The sequence below is a fragment of the Winslowiella toletana genome (assembly GCF_017875465.1).
Lineage (GTDB): Bacteria > Pseudomonadota > Gammaproteobacteria > Enterobacterales > Enterobacteriaceae > Erwinia > Erwinia toletana.
On sequence record NZ_JAGGMQ010000001.1, the window covers coordinates 853120 to 877763 of the forward strand.

Annotated in this window: 17 protein-coding genes; 9 read left to right on the forward strand and 8 right to left on the reverse strand. The window is 54.3% G+C overall.

What is annotated here, in order from left to right; translation table 11 throughout:
• Window positions 1-673: 673 nt before the first annotated feature.
• The 3 genes from J2125_RS03980 to rcsB are packed head-to-tail and all read left to right on the forward strand — an operon-like array spanning window position 674 to window position 5162.
• Complete coding sequence (locus J2125_RS03980; protein ID WP_017799484.1) at window positions 674-1828, forward strand: MFS transporter; 1155 nt, start codon at window positions 674-676, stop codon at window positions 1826-1828.
• Between the two features lie 24 nt (window positions 1829-1852).
• Window positions 1853-4510, forward strand: a complete 2658-nt coding sequence (rcsD, locus tag J2125_RS03985) for a phosphotransferase RcsD (RefSeq protein WP_026111486.1) — start codon at window positions 1853-1855, stop codon at window positions 4508-4510.
• A gap of 1 nt (window position 4511) precedes the next feature.
• Window positions 4512-5162 carry a response regulator transcription factor RcsB gene (gene rcsB, locus J2125_RS03990; protein ID WP_017799486.1) on the forward strand — a complete coding sequence of 217 codons (651 nt, stop codon included), beginning with the start codon at window positions 4512-4514 and terminating at the stop codon, window positions 5160-5162.
• A gap of 126 nt (window positions 5163-5288) precedes the next feature.
• Here rcsB and rcsC read toward each other — a convergent pair whose 3' ends face one another.
• Together rcsC and J2125_RS04000 are read right to left on the reverse strand one after the other, a co-directional pair.
• Window positions 5289-8138, reverse strand: a complete 2850-nt coding sequence (gene rcsC / locus J2125_RS03995; RefSeq protein WP_026112041.1) for a two-component system sensor histidine kinase RcsC — start codon at window positions 8136-8138, stop codon at window positions 5289-5291.
• A gap of 92 nt (window positions 8139-8230) precedes the next feature.
• The gene (locus J2125_RS04000; protein ID WP_017803468.1) at window positions 8231-9220 is read right to left on the reverse strand and encodes a helix-turn-helix domain-containing protein; all 990 of its coding nucleotides are present in this window, start codon (window positions 9218-9220) and stop codon (window positions 8231-8233) included.
• An 85-nt stretch (window positions 9221-9305) separates the two neighbouring features.
• Here J2125_RS04000 and J2125_RS04005 point away from each other — a divergent pair, with 85 nt between their 5' ends.
• Window positions 9306-10322 carry an alpha/beta hydrolase family protein gene (locus J2125_RS04005; protein ID WP_017803467.1) on the forward strand — a complete coding sequence of 339 codons (1017 nt, stop codon included), beginning with the start codon at window positions 9306-9308 and terminating at the stop codon, window positions 10320-10322.
• Window positions 10323-10532: 210 nt separating this feature from the next.
• A complete protein-coding gene (locus J2125_RS04010; RefSeq protein ID WP_017803466.1) occupies window positions 10533-10859 on the forward strand; it encodes a helix-turn-helix domain-containing protein in 327 nt (108 codons plus the stop codon).
• 59 nt (window positions 10860-10918) lie between these two features.
• Here the strand turns inward: J2125_RS04010 and gyrA are convergent, their stop codons facing one another.
• Window positions 10919-13555 (reverse strand): DNA topoisomerase (ATP-hydrolyzing) subunit A, encoded by a 2637-nt coding sequence (gene gyrA, locus J2125_RS04015; protein WP_017803465.1) that lies wholly within the window; start codon window positions 13553-13555, stop codon window positions 10919-10921.
• Window positions 13556-13738: 183 nt separating this feature from the next.
• Between gyrA and ubiG the strand changes: the two genes are divergently transcribed.
• The 4 genes from ubiG (at window position 13739) to yfaE (ending at window position 18787) form a co-directional block, all read left to right on the forward strand.
• Complete coding sequence (gene ubiG / locus J2125_RS04020; protein ID WP_017803464.1) at window positions 13739-14470, forward strand: bifunctional 2-polyprenyl-6-hydroxyphenol methylase/3-demethylubiquinol 3-O-methyltransferase UbiG; 732 nt, start codon at window positions 13739-13741, stop codon at window positions 14468-14470.
• Between the two features lie 557 nt (window positions 14471-15027).
• Window positions 15028-17313, forward strand: coding sequence for a class 1a ribonucleoside-diphosphate reductase subunit alpha (nrdA, locus tag J2125_RS04025; protein WP_017803462.1), 2286 nt, complete (start codon window positions 15028-15030; stop codon window positions 17311-17313).
• Between the two features lie 79 nt (window positions 17314-17392).
• Window positions 17393-18523, forward strand: a complete 1131-nt coding sequence (gene nrdB / locus J2125_RS04030; protein WP_017803461.1) for a class Ia ribonucleoside-diphosphate reductase subunit beta — start codon at window positions 17393-17395, stop codon at window positions 18521-18523.
• A 3-nt stretch (window positions 18524-18526) separates the two neighbouring features.
• Window positions 18527-18787: a class I ribonucleotide reductase maintenance protein YfaE gene (gene yfaE, locus J2125_RS04035; protein WP_017803460.1), complete on the forward strand. Its 261-nt coding sequence runs from the start codon at window positions 18527-18529 to the stop codon at window positions 18785-18787.
• A gap of 136 nt (window positions 18788-18923) precedes the next feature.
• Here yfaE and J2125_RS04040 read toward each other — a convergent pair whose 3' ends face one another.
• From J2125_RS04040 to J2125_RS04060, 5 genes are all read right to left on the reverse strand, one after another.
• Complete coding sequence (locus tag J2125_RS04040; protein WP_026112038.1) at window positions 18924-20120, reverse strand: nicotinamide mononucleotide deamidase-related protein YfaY; 1197 nt, start codon at window positions 20118-20120, stop codon at window positions 18924-18926.
• A 59-nt stretch (window positions 20121-20179) separates the two neighbouring features.
• Window positions 20180-21682, reverse strand: a complete 1503-nt coding sequence (locus J2125_RS04045; RefSeq protein ID WP_017803458.1) for an FGGY family carbohydrate kinase — start codon at window positions 21680-21682, stop codon at window positions 20180-20182.
• A gap of 2 nt (window positions 21683-21684) precedes the next feature.
• Entirely contained in the window at window positions 21685-22629 is a 945-nt protein-coding gene (locus tag J2125_RS04050; RefSeq protein ID WP_017803457.1) for a transketolase family protein, read from the reverse strand.
• Window positions 22622-23452 (reverse strand): transketolase, encoded by an 831-nt coding sequence (locus J2125_RS04055; protein WP_017803456.1) that lies wholly within the window; start codon window positions 23450-23452, stop codon window positions 22622-22624. Before J2125_RS04055 ends, J2125_RS04050 begins: the two co-directional genes overlap by 8 nt.
• Window positions 23453-23537: 85 nt before the next feature.
• Window positions 23538-24644, reverse strand: a complete 1107-nt coding sequence (locus J2125_RS04060) for an ABC transporter permease (protein WP_017803455.1) — start codon at window positions 24642-24644, stop codon at window positions 23538-23540.

Sequence of the window (24644 nt, forward strand, 5' to 3'; positions counted from 1 at the left end):
CGAAAAAAAGCAAAAAAAGTCGTGCAAATGGCTTAAACAGTGCTATGAGGTGTTATTTCCTCTTTCTTTCATTATCCAGATATAAGCAATTAAGCGGCACTAAGTCGTGATGAATATTTATCTTATCGATAAATTAATTTAATTTCACAGTTTAGAAAAAATTATCATATTGCTCCAATTATTTCTGAATAAATAATAAACTACACACCTAATGATTTGATTTTAATCAGGCTGGCGACGATGACTTAACGCCGATGGCAGAGCGAAACCATGGTGAAAAATACCAAATTCCACATAATTTACAGGGGAAAATAATGAATATAATTCACAAGGATTTGTGATTGCCCGCACAAGCAGAGCATGCTCTGGGTGGCGAAAAGTTAAGCGGCAGAAGCGAAGCGCGGGAAAGGGTTAAAAATAAACGTTTTCAATAGCTGACCTCTTATTTTCGTTTTACGAACCTTTATGCCCCTGCCAGGAAATATCTGGAAATTGGCCTTAGTGCGGAGAATTAAGTTAACACTGCCGTTTTTATCGGTTAATTACTCTCTGGCTTACATTAAATGCCTGCTGGCTGCGGGTGGCAAAAGGTTCACTACGACTGTTTACATTCTAAACGCGCCATTTATATGGTAAAAAGAGCACCTGAATAGTTGAAAATAAAAGCATATTAATGACCAGTACGGACTCCGTCATTCCGCGGCAACAGTCGCCCGCCACGCAGCTGGCCACCCGCGTGATATTTTTTATTGCCGGGCTGGGCATGTCCGCCTGGGCGCCGCTGGTTCCCTACGCAAAAATCCGTATTGGCCTGAGTGATGCCTCACTGGGCGCGTTGCTGCTGTCGCTGGGCTTCGGCTCGCTGGTCGCCATGCCGCTGACCGGCAAGTTAGTGGCCAGGTATGGCTGCAAGGCGCTGATTGTCTTCGCCAGCCTGACGGTGATGTTGCTGCTGCCGCTACTGGCCACGCTGTCGACGTCAATTGCGCTGGCAATCACGCTGATGATTTTTGGCGCCGCCATCGGCGTACTGGATGTGGCGATGAATATTCAGGCGGTCGAGGTGGAAAAAGCCTCCGGTCGCGCCATGATGTCAGGTTTCCACGGCTTCTTTAGTATCGGCGGCATCGCCGGCGCCGGTCTGGTCAGCGCCCTGCTGTGGACGGGCCTGATGCCGTTGCATGCGGTGCTGATGGTGGCGGCACTGATCTTTCTGCTGCTGTTAAGCAGTCAGAAGCATCTGTTAAGCCAGCGTCTGCATCAGCCTGATACGCCGCTGCTGGTGCTGCCGCGCGGCTGGGTGCTGTTCCTCGGCATCTTGTGCTTTATTCTGTTTCTTACCGAAGGGGCGATTCTCGACTGGAGCGCGCTGTTCCTGACTAACAGCCGCGGCATGCCCGCATCGCAGGCCGGTCTGGGCTATGCAGTGTTCTCCGTCGCGATGACCATTGGCCGTCTGACCGGCGATCGCACCGTCAGTCGCTTCGGCAGCACCACGATTCTGTTCTGTGGCAGCCTGAGCGCTGCGGCCGGGATTTTCCTTGCGGTCAGCGTAAACGACGTGACAGTGACATTAGTGGCGCTGTTTCTGGTGGGGCTTGGCGCATCGAATACCGTACCGATCCTGTTCAGCGCGGCCGGAAAACAGGATGCGATGCCGGTCAACCTGGCGATTTCGGCCATGACAACCATCGGATATGCAGGTATTCTGGCAGGTCCGGCACTGGTCGGGTTTGTTTCCCAGTGGTTTAGCCTGACGACGGCCTTTACAGCCATCGCGGTACTGCTTTTAGCTGTTGCTGCCAGCGCCCGGCTGGTTACACGATAATTTTGGGTGTCACGTTAAGCTATGGTGCCATATAAGTTTCCCCTCACCTCAGGCAATGTCACGCGCTTCTTTGTGATGTTCATTTTGGTGCTACTGCTGGCGTTAGGATTTATGATCCATAACGCGGTTAACGCGTGGCTGACGGAAAAGCGCTACGCGATGTCCGATATCACCCACAGCATGCAAAAACGCATCGACACTTATCGTTTTGCCACCTGGCAAATCTATGAAAATCTCGCGGCCAGCGCCGCCGGGACGCCGCCAAACAGTTTGCAGGAGACGCGGCTGCGCCAGGATGTTTATTATCTGGAAAAGACGCGCCGTAAAACTGAAGCGCTGATTTTTGGTTCTCACGACAGCAGCACGCTGGATATGACCTTGCGCATGTCCAACTATCTCGACACGTTGTGGGGGGCGGAAAACAGCACCTGGTCGATGTATTTCCTTAATGGTCAGGACAACAGCCTGATTCTGGTCTCCACGCTGCCGTTAAAAGATATGGCCACGCGTTATAAAGAGAGCGCCATTAACAGTATTGTTGATGCACGCCGTGCAGAGATGTTGCAGCAGGCCAATGCGCTGGACGAGCGCGAAAGCTTCTCGCCACTGCGCCGCTTTACCTGGCAGAACGATAACTATTTTACCGTGCGTACCACCTTTAATCAGCCGGGCCATCTGGCGACGGTGGTGGCGTTTGATCTGCCGGTAAACGATCTGATCCCGCATAATATGCCGCTGGAAAATTTCCAGCTGAAACAGGACAGCACTGTCACCAGCGAAGGCACGCAAAGTGATGATGATGCGCAGAACACCCGGATCTCGCTGGTTAATCCGAATGTCGAGATTGCCTCTTCGCTGACCAGCACCCCACTGCAGCTGGTGTATCGCGTGCCGATTAGCAGCCTGGTGTTCGATACCTTACGTAATCTGATGTGGCCACTGCTGGCTAATCTGCTGTTGCTGCTGATGTCACTGGCCGGACTGTTTCTGCTGCGACACCAGTCGCTGCGTCCGAGTGAGAATCAGAGCGCCGAACTTGATGCGTTGCGGGTGCTGAATGAAGAGATTGTCGCCAGTCTGCCGGTCGGCCTGCTGGTGTATGACTTTGCCACTAACCGCACCATTATCAGCAATAAAATTGCCGAACATCTGCTGCCGCATCTGAACCTGCAAAAAATCATTAATATGTCTGATCAGCATCAGGGCGTGCTGCAGGCGACGGTCAATAATGAAGTGTATGAAATCCGCCATGCGCGCAGCGTAGTGTCGCCGCATACTCAGCTGTTTATGATGCGTGACCAGGACCGTGAACTGCTGGTAAATAAAAAGCTGCAAAAAGCGCAACAGGTGCTGGATAAGAACCATCAGATGCGGCAACAGCTGTTGCAGAATCTCGGTCATGCGCTGTATCGTCCGCTGGGTAATGTGGTGGAGCATATCCAGCAGCTCAGCATACACAGTGAAGATGACGCACAGCTGGACATATTGCAGGAAACCCAGGCGCTGCATCGTCTGGTCGAGGATATTGTGCTGCTGAACCGGCTGGAAACCCATGACTGGACGCCGGATGCCACCTCTTTCAATCTGCAAACATTGCTGGATGATGTGGCATTAGAGATGCTGCCGCTGACGCGCCGTAAAGGGCTGACGCTGCTGGTGCGCAACCGCCTGAGCAGCGACGAAATGCGCTTTGGCGATCAGCGCGCCATTCGCAAGGTACTGACCACGCTGCTGCACTATTCACTGACCACCACCAACTGGGGCAAGATTACGCTGGATATCGACTCGCCGGCAGAGCGCCCCGATCGTCTGACGATTCAGATCGTCGATACCGGTGCCGGTTTAACCGTCGATGAACTGGGTAATACCGATTTCCCGTTCCTTGGCGAAACCTCGCAGGATCGCTTTGGTCAGGCATCCGGCCTCGCCTTCTTCCTGTGCAAGCAGCTGTGTAAGCAGCTGGGCGGCCATTTAGAAGTGCATGCCAAACCGGATATTGGCACCCGCTACAGTATTAATTTGCAGATGCCGCTGGAAAACCAGCAGCCGCAGGAAGAGAAACTGCTGGAGGGGCTGACCGCATTAATTGAAATTACTGTTGATGACGTACGCAAAATTGTCTGTCATCAACTGGAGAACTGGGGCGCCAACTGCATTACGCCGGATGAGCGCTTCTCCGGCCAGGATCATGATGTTCTGGTCACTGACGATCCGGCGCGTTTAACGCCGTGGTCACTATTGCTCACGGATGATGAGATGGGGTTCCGGGCGATTAGCGATAATCAATACCGGGTCAACTTCAATATCAGTAGCGCAGTGCTGGATGCATTGTTGCAACTGATTGAACAACAACTGGCGCAGGATGTGCCTGGTGATGAACCTGTTGAAGAACAGGATGACACACCGCTGTTAAATAGCGGTTATTACCAGCTATTTGTCGACACAGTACCGGATGATGTAAAGAGATTGTATAATGAGTCGGCGAACAGAGATTACAGTTCGCTTGCTCAGACAGCGCATCGCCTGAAAGGCGTGTTTGCCATGCTCAATCTGGTACCAGGCAAGCAGCTTTGTGAAACGTTAGAACAGCACATTAAAGAGTGTGACGATTCAAACATTAAAAATACCACCAGTAACATCGACGCTTACGTCGATGAACTGCTGCAGCAAGGTAACCAATAAGATGAATAATTTGAATGTAATTATTGCCGATGACCATCCGATTGTTCTTTTTGGCATTCGTAAGTCACTTGAACAGATTGAATGGGTAAACGTTGTTGGTGAGTTCGAAGACTCCACAGCATTGGTTAACAGCCTACCGAAGTTAGATGCAAATGTACTGATAACCGATTTGTCGATGCCAGGCGAGAAATATGGCGACGGCATTACTCTGATCAAATATATCAAACGCCACTACCCGGATCTGTCGATTATCGTTCTGACGATGAACAACAACCCGGCGATCCTCAGCGCAGTACTGGATCTGGATATTGAAGGGATCGTGCTGAAACAAGGCGCGCCAACCGACCTGCCGAAAGCGCTGGCAGCCCTGCAGAAAGGCAAGAAGTATACGCCGGACAGCGTGGCGAAACTGCTGGAGAAAATCAGCGCGGGTGGCTATGGCGATAAGCGTCTGTCACCAAAAGAGAGTGAAGTTCTGCGTCTGTTTGCAGAAGGTTTCCTGGTAACAGAAATTGCCAAAAAACTGAACCGCAGTATCAAAACCATCAGTAGCCAGAAGAAATCAGCGATGATGAAACTGGGCGTGGAAAACGATATTGCACTGCTGAACTATCTCTCTTCAGTCAGCTCAATGCCGGTCGAGAAAGACTAAGTTCTGATGATCACGGGCGGCGATAACGCCGCCCCTACCCAGAACCATCCGTAGGGGCGGCGTTATCGCCGCCCGTATTGCGAATTTTGCACCATCTGTAATGACGGCGTTATCGCCGCCCTGGTTTTACCCTTCCCTGCCCTTTCTTACCCGCTCCGCATAAAACGACAAGGTCTTCTGTAGCGTATCCAGCGTCACCGGTTTCGACAGACAGTTATCCATCCCCGCTTCCATACAACGCTGCTTCTCTTCCGCCAGCGCATTTGCCGTCACCCCAATCACCGGGAACGTCTGTCCCAGCTGGCGTAACCGTTGCGTCAGGCGATAACCATCCATATTCGGCATATTGACGTCGCTCAGTACGATATCAATCTCGCTACGGCTAATCACATTCAGCGCATCGACACCGTCCTGCGCAGTTTTCACCCGGAAGCCCAGCGAGGCTAACTGATCGGACAGCAGCATACGGTTGATCGGGTGATCGTCGACAACCAGGATCAGAATATCCTCGTTATTGACGCTCTCTTCCGCTGCCGGCATCAGCGCCAGACCTTCCGGCACATCGAGCGGTACGCGATAGATACGGCCCAGCAGCGCCGGTAATTCGTGAGGCGTGGCGGTGCTGTATACCCAGCGTCCGCTGCTGACTTCCTGCGGCATATCAATATGCAGGCCATCAAACTCAATCACCGCCCGCACCTGACGCTGTGCGACAAAATCATAGTCGGTAATAATCACATCATCGCTGCCATAACGGCTTTCGTCATAGCGATAAACCTGAATACCGTGCTCATGCAGCAGGCTTTCAAGGAAGCTGGCGAGATACTCATTGCGCAGTTCCAGCCAGACCTGTTTATCCTGCAAACCTTCATGCAGCGGTGGCGCTACTACCTGACTGTTATACAACGGAATGCGGATAATAAACTGGCTGCCCATCCCCGGCTCGGAATCCACCTCGATATCGCCATCCATCATATTGATCAGCTTTTCACAGATCGCCAGCCCTAAGCCGGTGCCCTGGAAGTTACGCTGCACACCGGTGCCGACCTGGAAGAAAGGATCAAACAGGCGGGTAATCTCTTTCGCCGGAATGCCGACGCCGGTATCGCGCACACGAAACGCCAGATACCCCTCTTTGACATAGGCGTGGAGAATAATGCAGCCGGTATGGGTAAATTTAATCGCGTTATTCAGCAGATTAGAGATTACCTGCTGTAAGCGCAGCGGATCGCCATCCAGTGAAATCGGCACTTTACTGTCGATAAAACAGTAAAGTGTCAGGCGCTTTTTCACCACCAGCGACAGATAGTTGGAGGCGATATGGGTAATGATCTCGCGCGGTGAGAATTCGCGCGGCTCAATACGCAGCTGTTCAGATTCGATTTTCGAGAAATCGAGAATATCGCTGATAATTTTTAGCAACAGGCTGGAGGAATTCGTCATCGCGGTAACCAGCGATTCAACGCCTTTTGGCAGCGCTTTGGTCTGTAACAGATCGAGGTTACCGATAATGCCATACAGTGGGGTGCGCAGTTCATGGCTGACGGTAGCAAGGAACATCGATTTCGACTGGCTGGCCTGCTCTGCCGCCTGCGCCATCTCCTGCAGCGACTCTTCCATTTTCACGCGTGCGCTGACATCCACCAGTACGCAGATCGCTACATTTTCATTGCGATAGCGGGAGTGCACAAAGCTGATTTGCAGATTGGTATTGCTGCCGGTCAGCACATCGACAAAGTTAACCTGCTGGCCGCAAATAATCTCGGTCAGGCGCTGGCGATCTTCCTGGGTCAGCAAACTCAGATAGTTATGCGCCAGTTCATTACTCAGGATATTGGTGCCGTCGCTGGTGCGCAGAATACAGATCCCGACCGGCGCCGAGGCAACGATCTTACGGTTAAACTGCTCATGCTCTTCCAGCCGGTGAGCATTATCCTCCGCGGGCAGAAACATGCGGCGCTCAAACAACCACGCCAGTGAAAACAGCACAATACCGCTTAATAAATTCAGCAACAGCGCATTGATAATCAGCATTTTCAGCTGACTGACCAGCACATCAGTGGAGATGGAGTAGACCACGCTCAGTGATGAGGGCTGTAGCGTTTTCTTCATAACCAGCTGCTTATAACCATCGAGGTAGCCGAACCACGCTTTATCTTCCGGCAAACTATCGGTAGCAAAGCTGGCGCCATTGCGCGCCGACGAAAGAATCGGCTGATTATTCTGGTCAATAATGGTGGCCACCACCGGCAGATTGCCCGGCGCAATAAAGTCATCCAGCCGGATATTCTGCTCAATCCCCAGCAGCGCTTCCAGTTTATTGGCGACATACACCGGGGTGATCATATAGAAGTAGCCGACGCCTGGCTGGGTAGCAGAGGCGATCCAGTACAGGCTGTTTTTACGCTCATCGGTATTACTGTTGCGGTAGCGCAAGATGCGCTCATTCAGTGATTTCAGCGCCCGCTCACGATCGATCGAAGCGCTGCCGATAGCGAAATCCGCCAGACACAGGCTTTCGCCGCCGATAAAGAACACCCGGTTCAGTTCATAAGCAGATGAGAAATTGGTTTTCCAGTAATTCAGAAAATAACTCAGTGACTCCAGCGAGCTGCGCCAGCTGCTGCTCATCGATGAACAGTCGGAATCCGCATACAGCGGGTAAAACTGTGGCAGCGTAGTTTTGCCGGGGAATACGCCATTCAGCATACCGAGGCCGTTGGCGGAAGCGTTAAGACGGTTTTCCGCAATATATTTCAGCTCGCGCGTGACGTCGGTGGAGTGATGGATATACCACTGCGCCTGATCGTAGTTGGCGCTGAACTCCTGACGCACCTGCGACTCTTTCTCGTGTAAGACGTTAATGATAAAAAAGGCGGTCAGCAGCGCGCCCAGCGTCCATAGCATTAATGCCAGCGCCCGAAACAGGTAGCGGGAGATCCTTAACGTAGTGCGAAACGAGACAAGATATTTCAAGAGGAACCTATGGCGGCAAAGTGTCGGCGCGGTTTTTGCGATCCCGATACAGTAGCTGCACTGGTAATAAAAAGCCAGAACTGGCGCTGCTGTCAGCAGCGGGTTCCGGATATATTGCCCGCCACAAACTGTGCAGTGCGCCATTGCGATGGCGTTTTACCGGTAATACGCAAAAACTCGCGATTAAAATTCGATTTAGTGACAAATCCTGCCGCTTCCATAATCTCGATAATCGGTAATGAACTGTGACTTAGTAGTCGACAGGCCTCTTCAATACGCCACTGATTGACGTATTGCGATACGCTCTGTTGACGCATCAGATTGATCGCGGCTGACACTTTACGTGACGGAATACCGCTTTTGCGTGCCAGCTTCGCCAGATTTAGCCCGCTATCGCGATAGAGTGCATGGTCGCGCATTAACTGCTCGACGGCCGCGAACACCTGCTCATCATTTTCGTCAGCCTCGCGCGATGAACTTTCCGGCTTAGTCAGTGAAACAACGGGGGTAATGGCCAGCGCCAGGCCGATAACCAGACAGAGCAGCACCTGACCCGTCAGCAATAATGCGCGCTGCCACAGACCATCGGACAGCGAAATATCGGCGGTGACCGCCAGATCCAGCAGCGCACAGCAAATCAGCATCACCGCGATCAGACGCCAGCTGCTAAGCGCCAGCGTCTGTGGCGCAAAAGCAGCCTCGCCTTTGGCTAATCCGGACAGCATCGCCGCGGCGCAGGCCAGATAAGTCACCAGCAGCAACGCATCAATGCCCTGCGGCCATTGCCAGACACAAAGCGCCATCAGGCTGAGCGGCGCCTGCAGCCATAACAGCGGCGCCGACTGCGCGCCAGCCTGACGTAATGCCAGCCAGCATAATAACGGCAGCGCCATCGCTGTCACCGGCAGTAAGCGCACCACGAAAGCATGCGGACAGATTTCGCGAACCCCTGCCAGCAGGTAATGCAGTATGCAGAGCACCAGCAGCGCAACAAAGAATCGCGCGTCCCGCTGGCGTAATAACGTACGCAACAGCAGCAACAGAAAACAGAAGCTCAGCATAAAATTGACAGGAATCAGCATATTTCCAGGGTGCAAATCGTGATCGAGGACGAGGATTAATCGGATTCACGGGATGATAACGCTTTAACCTGAAGGAATTAAAGCTATGCGTATTATTTGTCTCCTCTTTACCCTGTTATTCAGTCACTGTAGCTGGAGCTATAGCGTCGGTAACCAGACACAGACCATCACTACCGCCGATCTACAACGCAACCTGTCGCTGCGTTGGTTCTATCCCACTGAATCCGGCGCGTTGCCGACCCCCCAGGCAGCCAATGCCGTATTCCAGGGTTTCTCTGCCATCCCCGCAGCCTCGCTGGCCGCCGGTAAGTTTCCGCTGGTGATACTGACGCACGGTAGCGGCGGCAATAATACCAGCCTCGCCTGGCTGGCGACGCAGCTTGCCGCCAGGGGCATGATAGTGGTGGCTGCCAGTCACCCCGGCAGCACCACTGGCGACTCCAGGCCCACGATTGATATCACCCTGCAAACCCGCGATATCAGCCTTATGCTGAATGCGATACTCGGCAGTAAACAATGGGGCAGCGCCATTGATGCACAGAGAGTCGGTGTTATTGGTCACTCTAAAGGCGGCTATAGCGCGCTGGCGCTGGCTGGCGGCAGAATTACCCGCCAGCGTTTTGTTGATTACTGCCGCACTATGCCGCAAATGCCGGACTGCCAGTTTTACGTACAGGGTAAACTGAACCTTCAGCAGCTGGACGTTGCACGGCTGGCGGCCAGCTATCGCGATCAACGGGTAAAATTTGTTATCGCGCTGGATCCGGGAATGGCTTATGTCTTTACGCCACCAAGCCTCGCCAGCATTGATATACCGGTGCTGGTGCTGGCTGCCGGATATTATATTCACGCCGCAAAACCGCTAAATCTGGGGAGCGATACGCTGCGTTTACCGCAGCAGAAGCTGACCGATGCCGGACATTTTGATTTTCTGCCATTGTGTCAGCCACAGGCGGCGCATATTCTGGCGGAAGATGGCGAAGCCTTTATCTGCGACACGGCGACAAGCCAGCGTACCGCCATTCATCAGCAGGTGATTGCCGCCGTGGAGAATTTTTTGCAGCACAACCGGATTATAGTGATTAGCGACGCGTCTCGCTGATACCGAGCCACTGGGTAACATTTAACAAACATAGAAAACAGGGTTTACAGTCAATTTAAAGGGATTTAATGCAGATATATAGCCCTGTACAGGAAGTGCAGGATGTGGCGCAGATAGTCTGGTGCAGAAATTACAAGGTAACGTAATGACCCAGTTAAGCTGGACGGGTAAAGCCGCGATATTACTAACGCCAAAGGTGAGCGAATTTCCGTGGTTATTCCCGTCGCATTTTTCGAAATACTGATTGCAGAGCGGGAACGGGACGAACGCTATGAATCCATCCAGGATGAAGCTGGCGCAAGCGATAATGTTAAATATCCCAATGAGGTGATTAACATTTTCTCCGCTAAAAATTGCACTATGCAGGCCGCCTGGCGCCTCTACCGCGGCATGACGCAAAAACAGGTTGCGGAGAAACTCGGTATCACCCAGGCATCAGTATCCGTGTTTGAGAAATCGGAGAAACCACGTAAAGAGAATCTTGAGCGCCTTGCCGCCCTGTATCAATGCACGCCTGAACAGCTGACACTTGAATAACTCAGCCCCATAAAAAAGGCCAGCAATCAATGCTGGCCTTTTTATCTCACGCTTAACGATTACTCGTCGTCGCCTTCCGGGATATCGTCATCGCTTTCCACTTCTGGCGCGATCTCGTCATCACCTTCCGCCACGCTGCCGTCGATAGCATCAAGTTCTTCTTCTGCTACCGGCTCTGCCACACGTTGCAGGCCCACGACGTTTTCATCTTCTGCGGTACGAATCAGGATCACGCCCTGGGTGTTACGCCCCACGACGCTGACCTCAGACACGCGGGTACGCACCAGCGTACCGGCATCGGTGATCATCATAATCTGATCGCCATCGACCACCTGCACCGCACCGATAACCGGTCCGTTACGTTCGGTGACTTTGATCGAGATAACGCCCTGAGTGGCACGCGACTTGGTCGGGTATTCGCTGTTACTGGTACGTTTACCGTAACCGTTCTGCGTTACCGTCATAATCGCGCCCTCTTCACGAGGAATGATCAACGACACAACGCGGTCGCCTTCTGCCAGCTTGATACCACGCACACCAGAAGCGGTACGGCCCATGGCGCGTACTGCCTGCTCGGCGAAGCGCACCACTTTACCGGCGGCGGAGAACAGCATCGCTTCATCGTTGCCATCAGTCAGCGCTACGCCAATCAGTTCGTCATCGTCACGCAGATTGACGGCGATAATACCGGCGCTGCGTGGACGGCTGAACTCGGTCAGCGCCGTTTTCTTCACGGTGCCGCTGGCGGTCGCCATAAAGATATTCAGACCTTCCGCATATTCGCGCACCGGCAGGATCGCCGTAATACGCTCATTCGGCTCCAGCGGCAGCAGGTTGACGATTGGACGTCCACGCGCACCACGGCTGGCTTCCGGCAGCTGATAGACCTTCATCCAGTAGAGACGGCCACGGCTTGAGAAGCAGAGGATGGTGTCATGGGTGTTGGCCACCAGCAGACGATCAATAAAGTCCTCTTCTTTAATACGTGCGGCCGATTTACCTTTACCGCCACGACGCTGCGCTTCGTAATCAGTCAGTGGCTGATACTTAACGTAGCCCTGGTGCGACAGGGTAACCACAACATCTTCCTGATTAATCAGGTCTTCGATATTGATATCGGCGCTGTTAGCGGTGATTTCGGTGCGGCGCGCATCGCCAAACTGATCGCGGATCAGTTCCAGCTCTTCACGAATCACTTCCATCAGGCGCTCAGCACTTTCCAGAATGTGCAGCAGCTCTGCAATCTGCTCCAGCAGCGCTTTGTACTCGTCCAGCAGTTTTTCATGCTCAAGACCGGTCAGTTTCTGCAGACGCAGATCCAGAATCGCCTGAGCCTGCTGCTCGGTCAGATAGTATTGACCGTCGCGAATACCAAATTCTTCTTCCAGCCACTCCGGACGTGCAGCGTTATCACCGGCGCGTTCCAGCATCGCCGAAACGTTGCCCAGATCCCATGGACGGGCAATCAGGCCAGCTTTGGCTTCAGCTGGGGTTGCAGCACCACGGATCAGCTCGATAATCGGATCGATATTCGCCAGCGCAATCGCCAGCGCTTCAAGGATATGGGCGCGATCGCGCGCTTTGCGCAGTTCGAAAATGGTACGACGGGTCACCACTTCACGACGATGGCGCACAAAGGCGACGATAATATCCTTCAGCGGCATAATTTTCGGCTGGCCCTGGTCCAGCGCCACCATATTGATACCGAAAGAGGTCTGCAGCTGCGTCAGCGAGTAGAGATTATTCAGCACCACTTCGCCAACCGCATCGCGTTTAATTTCAATCACAATGCGCATGCCGTCTTTATCGGACTCATCGCGCAGCGCGCTGATGCCTTCCAGACGCTTCTCTTTCACCAGCTCGGCGATCTTCTCGATCAGGCGCGCTTTATTCACCTGATACGGAATTTCATTGATGATGATGGTTTCGCGACCGGTCTTCGCATCGGCTTCCACCTGGCCACGGGCGCGGATATAGATCTTGCCGCGACCGGTGCGATAGGCTTCTTCGATCCCGCGACGACCATTAATAAAGGCTGCGGTCGGGAAGTCTGGTCCGGTGATGTGTTCCATCAGCCCTTCAACGCTGATGTTTTCATCGTCGATATAGGCCAGACAACCGTTAACCACTTCAGTCAGGTTATGTGGAGGAATATTGGTCGCCATACCGACAGCAATCCCCGACGCGCCGTTAATCAGCAGGTTGGGTACTTTAGTCGGCATCACTTCCGGGATCTGCTCGGTGCCATCGTAGTTAGGCACATAATCGACAGTCTCTTTTTCCAGATCCGCCAGCAGTTCGTGGGCGATTTTCGACATGCGAACTTCGGTATAACGCATCGCAGCCGCGGAATCGCCGTCGACGGAACCGAAGTTACCCTGCCCATCGACCAGCATATAGCGCAATGAGAATGGCTGCGCCATACGCACGATAGTGTCGTACACCGCGGTATCACCATGTGGGTGATATTTACCAATAACGTCGCCGACCACACGGGCAGACTTTTTATAAGCTTTATTCCAGTCGTTACCGAGAACGTGCATGGCGAAAAGCACACGACGGTGGACCGGTTTCAGTCCATCCCGAACATCTGGTAATGCGCGGCCAACGATGACCGACATGGCGTAATCAAGGTAAGAGTTCTTTAACTCTTCCTCAATATTGACCGGTGTAATTTCTCTGGCAAGGTCGCTCATAGAGCCGCTATCCCTCTACATTAGTCCCGGATTCAAAGGTGCGAAAGTATATCACATTGCGCCGAAACGGTGAATGGAAAGCGTCGTAATGCCGCGCTTTATTCCCGTCAGGGCGGCTTCGTGCCCTTCGCTGGCGAAAAGGTTATACTGAGGAGAAAATTTTGTAGCCGGAGTCCAGATTCGATGAATGTAAAGCCAAAACCCGCCGCACCTAATGTTGATCATGCTGAAATCGCCAAGTTTGAAGCGGTCGCCTCGCGCTGGTGGGATATGGAAGGTGAATTCAAGCCACTGCACCGCATTAACCCGCTGCGTCTCGGCTATATTGCGCAGCACGCCGATGGCCTGTTTGGTAAAAAGGTGCTGGATGTGGGCTGCGGCGGCGGGATTCTGGCGGAAAGCATGGCGCGTGAAGGCGCGGTGGTGACCGGTCTGGATATGGGCGCCGAGCCGCTGGAAGTGGCGCGCCTGCATGCGCTGGAAAGCGGCGTTAAAATTGATTATGTGCAGCAAACCGTTGAAGAGCATGCGGAGCAGTTTGCCGGTCAGTACGATGTGGTGACCTGCATGGAGATGCTGGAACATGTGCCGGATCCACGCTCCGTGGTGCACGCCTGCGCGCGTCTGGTAAAACCGGGCGGCGAAGTGTTTTTCTCCACCCTGAACCGCAACAGCAAAGCCTGGCTGATGGCGATTTTCGGCGCGGAATATATCCTGCGCATGGTGCCGCGTGGCACCCACGATATTAAGAAGTTTATCCGTCCGGCTGAACTGCTGAACTGGGTGGATGAAACCCCGTTGCGCGAACGTCATATTATTGGTCTGCATTACAACCCACTGACCAATAAATTCCGTTTAGGGCGCGGTGTGGATGTCAATTATATGCTGCATACCCATCGCGTAGTTGAATCCTGATCCTGCGGGCGGCGAGAACGCCGCCCCTACAGGTTATGATGGTTTTTACAGGGGCGGCGTTCTCGCCGCTCGCTCCCCTGACATCCAGCTGTCATACTTTTTTCTTAGCTTATCCCCCGCCAGCCAGATCTTTTTCCTTCTGTACGCATACCAGCCTAAATTATAGGGTGTTTATGACTGGCGATAAAATCGTCTGTCTTATGTTAGCGGAGCGATAAAATCGCCCTGCTTAGACCACTTTTGCGACAAAGAAAAGTGGCTGGAATAAGCAATGGATAGAAAACCAGCGTTCGATCAAATAATTCATTTTTTTATCATAAGGATTGACAGGCCGACGAGCCTTGAGAAACGTGGACTTAGGAAAAAAGCCAGCCCCTGAACCGCAAATCCATTCAGAAATCAACTCTTGTTATACGCGCATAACTTACTAGAATACTCACCATCTAGTTACACATTCATCCCCTACCCCCTATATGTAGTGTTTATCCACAGAGTTACTCACAATGAGATTTCTGTGTATAAACCGGGGATAATTTCACGGACAGGTAAAACGCGACATGAATCAGAGTCTGCTCGTCACTAAACGCGATGGCCGCACAGAACGTATTAATCTTGATAAAATCCACCGGGTTCTCGACTGGGCGGCGGAAGGCCTGCAAAACGTCTCTGTTTCTCAGGTTGAACTGCGTTCGCACATCCAGTTCTACGACGGCATCAGAACGTCCGATATCCATGAAACGGTGATCAAGGCGGCTGCCGACCTGATCTCGCGCGATGCGCCTGACTACCAGTATATGGCCGCGCGCCTGGCGATTTTCCATCTGCGTAAAAAAGCCTACGGCCAGTTTGAACCGCCAAAACTGCTCGATCAGGTCACGCGAATGATCGAGATGGGTAAATACGACAAACATCTGCTGGAAGACTACACGGAAGAAGAGTTCGGGCAGATGGACGGTTTTATCGACCACTGGCGTGATATGAACTTCTCCTATGCCGCAGTTAAGCAGCTGGAAGGCAAATATCTGGTGCAGAACCGCGTCAGCGGTGAAATCTACGAGAGCGCGCAGTTCCTCTATATTCTGGTCGCCGCCTGCCTGTTCTCCGGCTATCCGCGCGAAACCCGTCTGGATTACATTAAGCGTTTCTACGATGCGATCTCCACCTTTAAAATCTCGCTGCCAACGCCAATTATGTCCGGCGTGCGTACGCCGACCCGTCAGTTCAGCTCCTGCGTACTGATTGAGTGTGGCGACAGCCTCGATTCAATTAACGCCACCTCCAGCGCAATTGTGAAATACGTTTCGCAGCGCGCCGGTATCGGCATCAACGCTGGCCGCATTCGTGCGCTGGGCAGCCCGATTCGTGGCGGCGAAGCGTTCCACACCGGTTGTATCCCGTTCTACAAACACTTCCAGACGGCAGTGAAATCCTGTTCGCAGGGCGGCGTGCGCGGTGGCGCGGCGACGCTGTTCTACCCGATGTGGCATCTGGAAGTTGAAAGCCTGCTGGTACTGAAAAACAACCGTGGCGTGGAAGGCAACCGCGTACGTCATATGGACTACGGCGTGCAGATCAACAAGCTGATGTACACCCGTCTGCTGAAAGGTGGCGATATCACCCTGTTCAGCCCGTCAGATGTGCCCGGCCTGTACGATGCCTTCTTTGCCGATCAGGATGAGTTTGAGCGTCTGTACACCAAATATGAGAACGACGACAGCATCCGCAAACAGCGGGTTAAAGCGGTCGATCTGTTCTCGCTGATGATGCAGGAACGCGCTTCAACGGGTCGTATCTATATCCAGAACGTCGATCACTGCAACACCCACAGCCCGTTCGATCCGGCTATCGCGCCAGTGCGCCAGTCCAACCTGTGCCTGGAAATCGCGCTGCCGACCAAACCGCTGCTGGATGTGAATGACGAAAACGGTGAGATTGCGCTCTGTACTCTGTCGGCGTTTAACCTCGGCGCGATTAACAGCCTCGACGATCTGGATGAGCTGGCAACGCTGGCGGTGCGCGCGCTTGACGCCCTGCTGGATTATCAGGACTACCCGATTCCGGCCGCGCAGCGCGGGGCGATGGGTCGTCGTACCCTGGGTATCGGCGTCATCAACTATGCCTACTACCTGGCGAAACACGGCGTACGTTACTCCGATGGCAGTGCCAACAACCTGACGCACAAAACCTTCGAAGCGATTCAGTTCTACCTGCTGAAAGCCTCGAACGAACTGGCGAAAGAGCAAGGCGCATGCCCGTGGTTCAATGAAACCACCTATGCGCAGGGCATCCTGCCAATCGACACTTACAAGAAAGATCTGGATGTTATCAGCAACGAGCCGCTGCATCTGGACTGGGAAGCGCTGCGTGAGGAGATTAAAACTCACGGCCTGCGTAACTCCACGCTCTCTGCGCTGATGCCGTCTGAGACCTCTTCGCAGATCTCAAACGCCACCAATGGTATCGAGCCACCACGCGGCCATATCAGCATCAAGGCGTCAAAAGACGGTATCCTGCGTCAGGTAGTGCCGGAGTATGAGCGTCTGAAAGACAACTATGAGTTGCTGTGGGATATGCCAAATAACGACGGTTATCTGCAACTGGTGGGTCTGATGCAGAAGTTTATCGACCAGGCGATTTCGTCCAACACCAACTACGATCCAACGCGCTTCGCCAACGGTCGCGTACCGATGAAGCAGCTGCTGAAAGATCTGCTGACCGCCTATAAATTTGGCGTGAAAACCCTCTATTATCAGAACACCCGTGATGGCGCAGAAGATGCGCAGGACGATCTGGCACCGTCGATTCAGGATGATGGCTGCGAAAGTGGCGCCTGTAAGATTTAATTCGCGACGGCTTGCTGTTCCGTAATCCCTGATGGCCGGGCACTCCCCGGCCATCACATTAGCTAACTGGATTTACACCATGGCTTACACCACTTTTTCGCAGAACAAAAACAACCAGCTGAAAGAACCAATGTTCTTCGGTCAGCCGGTTAACGTGGCACGTTTTGACCAGCAGAAATATGACATTTTTGAAAAGCTGATTGAAAAACAGCTCTCCTTCTTCTGGCGCCCGGAAGAAGTTGACGTCTCACGCGACCGCATTGATTATCAGGCGCTGCCGGACCATGAGAAGCATATCTTTATCAGCAACCTGAAGTATCAGACGCTGCTCGACTCGATTCAGGGCCGTAGCCCTAACGTCGCGCTGCTGCCGCTGATCTCGATCCCGGAGCTGGAAACCTGGGTAGAAACCTGGGCGTTTTCCGAGACCATTCACTCGCGCTCATACACCCATATTATCCGCAATATCGTTAACGATCCGGCGCTGGTGTTTGACGATATCGTCACCAACGAGCAGATCCTGTCGCGCGCCAAAGATATCTCAGGTTACTACGACGATCTGATTGAGATGACCAGCTACTGGCATCTGCTGGGCGAAGGCACCCACCAGGTTAACGGTAAAACCGTTACCGTCAGTCTGCGCGAGCTGAAAAAGCAGCTGTATATCTGCCTGATGAGCGTTAATGCGCTGGAAGCGATCCGCTTCTATGTCAGCTTCGCCTGTTCATTCGCTTTTGCCGAGCGCGAGCTGATGGAAGGCAACGCCAAAATCATCAAACTGATCGCCCGTGACGAAGCGCTGCATCTGACCGGCACGCAGCATATGCTGAACCTGCTGCGCAGCGGTGAAGACGATCCTGAAATGGCGGAGATTGCCCGCGAATGTCGCCAGGAGTGTTACGACCTGTTTGTGCTGGCGGCGCAGCAGGAGAAAGAGTGGGCGGAATATCTGTTCCGTGACGGCTCAATGATCGGTCTGAACAAAGATATTCTGTGGCAGTACATTGAGTACATCACCAATATCCGTATGAATGCGGTTGGCCTCGATCTGCCATTCCAGACGCGTTCTAACCCGATTCCATGGATCAACTCCTGGCTGGTGTCGGATAACGTGCAGGTGGCGCCGCAGGAAGTGGAAGTCAGCTCCTACCTTGTCGGCCAGATTGACTCCGAAGTCAACGGCGACGATTTCAGCGATTTCCAGCTGTAAGCCATGAGCGCGTTGACCATTACCCTGCGCACTTCCGGTGCGCAGCTGCAATGCGATGAAGACTATCCGTCACTGCTGGTCGCGCTGGAAGCCAATAAAACGTACCTTGAATATCAGTGTCGGGAAGGTTTTTGTGGTTCCTGTCGGGTGCGCCTGCTGAAAGGCGAAGTCTGCTATGCGGCAAAGCCGATTGCATTTGTGCAGGAGGGCGAGATCCTGCCCTGCTGCTGCAAGGCGAAAGGCGATATTGAGCTTGAGATTTAACCGTTGCGTGGCAGGCGGCGAGAACGCCGCCGCTACAAAAGATCACCGTTTCCTGTAGGGGCGGCGTTCTCGCCGCCCGTGTCGATGGTTTGCATTCTGCGTGATGACGGCGTTCTCGCCGCCCGCACCCCATCCCCTAAACCTTAATCGTCTCCAGCACATCAATCCAGCCATGGCCGGTCGTCACCGCTTCACCTTTCAGCCAGCGACGCAGCATATTCATCGCCATCATCGCCACCACTTCCTGACGGGTTTTCAGACCGTGACGGCTGACATTAAACTTCACCAGTTGCGCAAAAGTGCCGTCCGGCGTATGCAGCGCAAAGCCCAGCAGATCGTCATGATAACCGCCGACCACCAGTGCCAGCGATGAGCCATTGCTCTGCGCCAGCCCCTTGCTGCGAGCGGCGATAGCCTGCAATGACTCCGGTTGCGACGGCAGAACGTTGCCAGCCGCTAACGTCACCGCGGCGGAGGCCAGCTGCCACTGCAGCAAACCGGCGGTAAACTGCTCACTGACGCTTAACGTCAGCTGTTTCTCATTCAGGGTCCGCGCCAGCAGCGCTGGCAAACCTTCGGTGCCTTCAAAAATAGTGCAGTCCGCTACCATCGTCCGCACCTGCTGCCAGGCCTGCTCCATCGCCGCGCGCTGCGCCGCCGGACCGGTCAGTTTCAGTTCGATAATCGGCATTGAAGAGCGATAGCCCAGCACCGAGCCTTCCGGCATGGTTAACACATCCAGTTCGGCCGCCAGATCGCTTTCGCCACGGCCAAACGTGGTCAGACGTAAACAGATCGGCGGTTCAGGCAAGGTATAGCGCTGCTTCAGTCGCGGCAGGATCTGCTGCTCGACCATCACTTTAAATTCTGACGGCACGCCGGGGGTAAAGAAGATCCAGCAGCGGTTAAGCTGAATGGCAAAACCACAGGCGGTCCCCACCGGATTATCGATCAGTTCAGCACCAGCCGGAATCTCCGCCTGCTTGCGGTTACTCGGCGCCATTGGCTTACCGCGACCGGCAAAGAAGGCTTCCATCTTCTCCAGCCACGCCTGATGAATCTCCAGCTCCACGCCCAGTGCGGTAGCCGCCGCCAGGGCGCTCAGATCGTCGCTGGTTGGCCCGAGGCCGCCATTAACAATCAGCACATCGGCAATCCGGCTGCGTTCGGTCAGGGCGTTAACCAGCGCCTGCAAACTGTCGCCAACCGTCGATCGCCCGGTCATCGGCAAACTATGCTGGAACAGCATATCCGCCAGCCAGGCGGCGTTGGTATCAACAATCTGTCCGTGCAGCACTTCATCGCCAGTTGAGAGCATTTCCACTCTTATCACTGTATTCTCCAGTCAGGTTCGCAAGCAGTGATTTAGCCTGGCCGGATCTGACAATGGCGTCAACAGTTAAAAGAGCCATCCGGCTGATAACGACAACGCGCCACCGCCGCTAACCAGCCCTGATAGTTTTGCTGCATCAAGTGCACCTGCGATTCGCGCGGATAAATTGTCGAGCCACCCTGTAATGCGCTTAGTTCGCTGCTTGCGCGCCACCAGCCCAGTTCACGTCCGGCTAGCACCGCGGCGCCCAGCGCTGAAACTTCCGCTGTTGGCGCTTTAATTAACGGACGTTGCAGCAGATCGGCCTGAAACTGCATCAGCCAGCTATTTTCCGTAGCGCTGCCGTCGACACACAACTGCGCCAGCGGCTGGTCACTGGTCTTTTCCATAGCGAAAAACACATCGGCAATCTGAAATGCCACCGACTCCAGCGCCACCCGCGCCAGCACCTCCGGCGTGGCGGCATCGGTCAGGCCGCAGATCAGCCCGCGCGCCTGCAGATCCCACCAGGGCGCCCCCAGCCCTGACAGCGCCGGAACAAAGTAAATGCCCTGATTGCTGTCGCTGCGCTGCGCCATCTCCGTCAGCCGCTGCGGATCGTTCACCCCCAGCATCCGTGACAGCCAGGCGGCGCCGGAGCCGGTATGGGTAATATTACCTTCAAAAGCGTAGCGTAGCTGACCATCATGCCAGGCCAGCGTAGTGCTTAAGCCGCCATCACCGATCACCGCCTGCGGCATCGACATCATCAGCGATGAACCGGTGCCATAGGTAGCTTTAATCACTTCGCCACGGGCAGTGCGCTGCGCGTAAAGCGCGGCATGCGAATCGCCAATCAGCGCCAGAATCGGCGTACCGACCGCCAGCCCGGCAATATCCTGTCGCTGCACCGTGCCATGGTGCGCCGCCGAGGGCTGCACTTGCGGCAACGCCTGGTGCGGCACCTTAAACAGCCCGAGCAGGCTGTCATCCCACTGCGCCTGGTGGATATTAAACAACTGGGTGCGCGCTGCATTGGCGTAATCGGTGACAAACTGCTGCCCGGCGGTCAGCTGCCAGCATAGCCAGCTATCAACCGTGCCGATGCACAGCTCACCTGCCGCCGCACGCTGATAACCATCATGGAGCGCCGCCAGCATGCCGGTCACCTTGGCGGCGGGAAACATCGGGTCCACCGCCAGCCCGGTCAGCGAGGAGATCAGCGGCTGCTGCCCGCTCTGCTGTAATTCACGACACAGCGCTTCCGAGCGGCGATCCTGCCAACTGACCAGCGGCGTCAGCGGCTGGCCGTCGCGGCGCTGCCAGATCATAATCGACTCACGCTGATTGCTGATTGCCACCGCCGCCACCGTTGCGCCGTCACACTGCGCCAGACAGTCGCCGATCGCCTGACGCACCGCCTGCCAGATCGCCAGCGGATCCTGCTCCGCCAGACCTGGCTGCGGATGGAAAATCTGCAACGGCTGGCTGGCGCGCGCCACGACCCGGCCATCACCATCGACGGCAATGGCTTTAGCATTAGTGGTACCTTCATCGATTGCCAGAATTAGCGGGCCGCACATGATTATTCTCCCTGGCACACCTGCACGGCGCTGTTGACCACACCGGCAGCATCAATGCCGTGACGCGCGCGGGTTGAAGCGCGATCGCCGGCAATAGCGTATTCACCATCGGCGATCCCCAGCCGTTTCAGTCTGGCGCCACAACCGCCCTCCGCCAGCACTTCCGCCACCAGGCTGCCGACGCCGCCGTTAACGTTATGTTCTTCAACGGTGATGACATATGCATACTGATTTAACAGCTTGCGCAGCGCCTGGGTATCACAAGGTCTGATCGATGCGATACTGATCACAGCTGCCGAGATCCCCTGCTGTTCCAGCGTCGCTGCGGCGTCGACAATCTCATGCACCGTCGAGCCCATCGCCACCAGCGCGATATCCTGGCCACTGCGCAACTGATCAATATGGCCGGGGACAAAGCGGTAGCTGTCATCGTGCAGTTCCGGCAGCGCCTTACCGTCGAGGCGGATATAGACCGGGCCAACATGCTCCAGTGCATAGTCAATAATCTGGCGGCACTCCAGCGGGCTGGAAGGGGCATAGATTTCGATATTGCCGAAGCCACGCATCACCGCAATATCGTCGATACTGTGATGGGTGCTGGCCAGCGGGCCATAGCTGGCGCCGGCATTCAGACCGAACAGCTTAACGTTGGTGTTGTTGTAGCAAATATCGACTTTCACCTGCTCGTTCGCGCGTGAGATCAAAAACGGTGCGGCATTGCAGGTCACCGCCACTTTACCGCCAATCGCCAGCCCCGCTGCTGCGCCCACCAGCGTCTGCTCGGCGATGCCGACATTGACCAGCCGTCCGGGAAACTGCTTAATAAATGGTGAGATTTTGGCGGTTGAGGTCGAATCGGCCACCACCGGCACCAGATCAACCCCGCGCTCTACCGCATCGATAAAAGCCTGTACCATTACGTCGGCCAGATGTGCTGAATTACTCATCTTTCAACTCCTCCATCGCCTGCTCAATCTCGTCGCCTTTTGGCACCCGGTGATGCCACTCGGGCTTACTCTGAATAAACGAGATGCCAAAGCCTTTTTCGGTATGGGCAATCACCACATTCGGCTTGCCGTTGGCGGGCAGATTTTCCAGCGTTTCCACCACCGCACGCATATCGTTGCCGGCGCATTCAGTAACGTTCATGCCAAATGCCCGCCACTTCTCATCCAGCGGATCGGTATTCAGAATGTCGCTGGTCGCGCCCGCCAGTTGCAGTTTGTTTTTGTCATTAATAATCGTCAGATTATCGAGGCCGTAATGGGCCGCCACTAACGCCGCTTCCCAGTTACTGCCTTCCGCCAGCTCGCCGTCGCCGGTGACGACAAACACCCGCCGCTTGCTGTTATCTTTCTTCGCCGCCAGCGCAATGCCGACGGCCACCGGCAGGCCGTGCCCGAGCGCACCGGTATTCAGTTCAATGCCCGGGGTTTTATGTTTCACCGGATGGCCCGGCAGATGGGAATCGGCGTGCTGATAGGTCGGCAGCCAGCTTTCCGGGAAATACCCCGCTTCTGCCAGCACACAGTAGTAGCCGCCCACCGCATGCCCTTTTGACTGGATATAGATATCGCGCGTCGCATCCTCCGTCCGTTCCGGTGCGCAATCAAGCAGACGGAAGTAGAGCGCGGTGAGAATTTCCACCTGCGACAGATCGGCGCCGGTATGCCCGCCCGCCGGGCTGTTGGCATTCAGCATGATGATGCGACGGCGAACAGCCCGCGCTTTCTTTTCCAGCTGTTCCACAGAGAGTCTGAACGGATTCATAGCAACCTCTTTGAATTTAAAATCAATTACGAATATATATTCAGTTGATTTAAAAAAATTTGGGTAAAAAAATTAAACTAAACCGCTACTCACGGCTTACTTCACCCTGCTGTATCACCGCTTTCTGCGCCACCACTGCGGCTTTCTGCTGCATGCGGTTTTGCATCTGATCGATAATGACCGCCACAATAATCACGATGCCTTTAATCACCATCTGCCAGAATTCACTAACGCCCATCATAATCAGGCCATCGGCGAGAAAGCCGATCACAAATGCACCAATCAGCGTGCCAATAATGGTGCCGCGTCCACCAGCCAGCGAGGTGCCGCCCAGCACCACTGCGGCAATTGCATTCATCTCAAAGGCGGTGCCGTTCGCCGGATGGCTGGCTACCAGCTGCGATGACACCACAATGCCGGCAATAGCCGCGCAGAAACCCGACAGGGTATAGACCAGAATTTTGACCTGTTTAACCCGCACGCCGGACAGCTCCGCGGCCTTTTCGTTATCGCCAATCGCATATACCTGGCGACCAAACGGCAGCCGTTTCGCGACGTAGCCAATCACCAGCGCCAGCACAATCATCATCCAGATGGCATACGGCAAACCAAACAGCGTACCGGAGCCAATCACCTCGAAACCGGTATTCCCCAACTGCGGATTGCCCCCCAGCGCGGGAAACGTTTCCCCACCCGAAGTCAGCATCGCCGCGCCGCGCAGGATATACATAGTGCCAAGCGTGCAGATAAAGGGCGCGACGTTATAACGGGTAATAATCCAGCCATTACCCGCGCCAATCAGCGCGCCAATCAGCAACACCACCGGCACAATCACCCAGACGCTGGGGAAAATCGCGATACCAAACATCGGCAATACAATGCCTTTGGTAATCAGCCAGCCCGCCACCATGCCGCACAGCCCCAGCGTGGCGCCGATCGACAGATCGATACCAGCGGTAATAATCACAAAAGTGATCCCCAGCGCGAGGAAAGCATTGATGGCGATATGTTTAATCATGATCACCATGCTGCCCAGCGCGAGAAAGTCCGGTACGGTAAAGGCAAAGAAACCGACAATCAGAAACAGTGCGATAAAAGTCCGCATCTTTAACAACAGTAAAATCAGGCTTTCGCGCGAATTAAACGCTTTGACCGGATGCGCTGCCAGCGCAACGTTATGGCTATTCTTCAT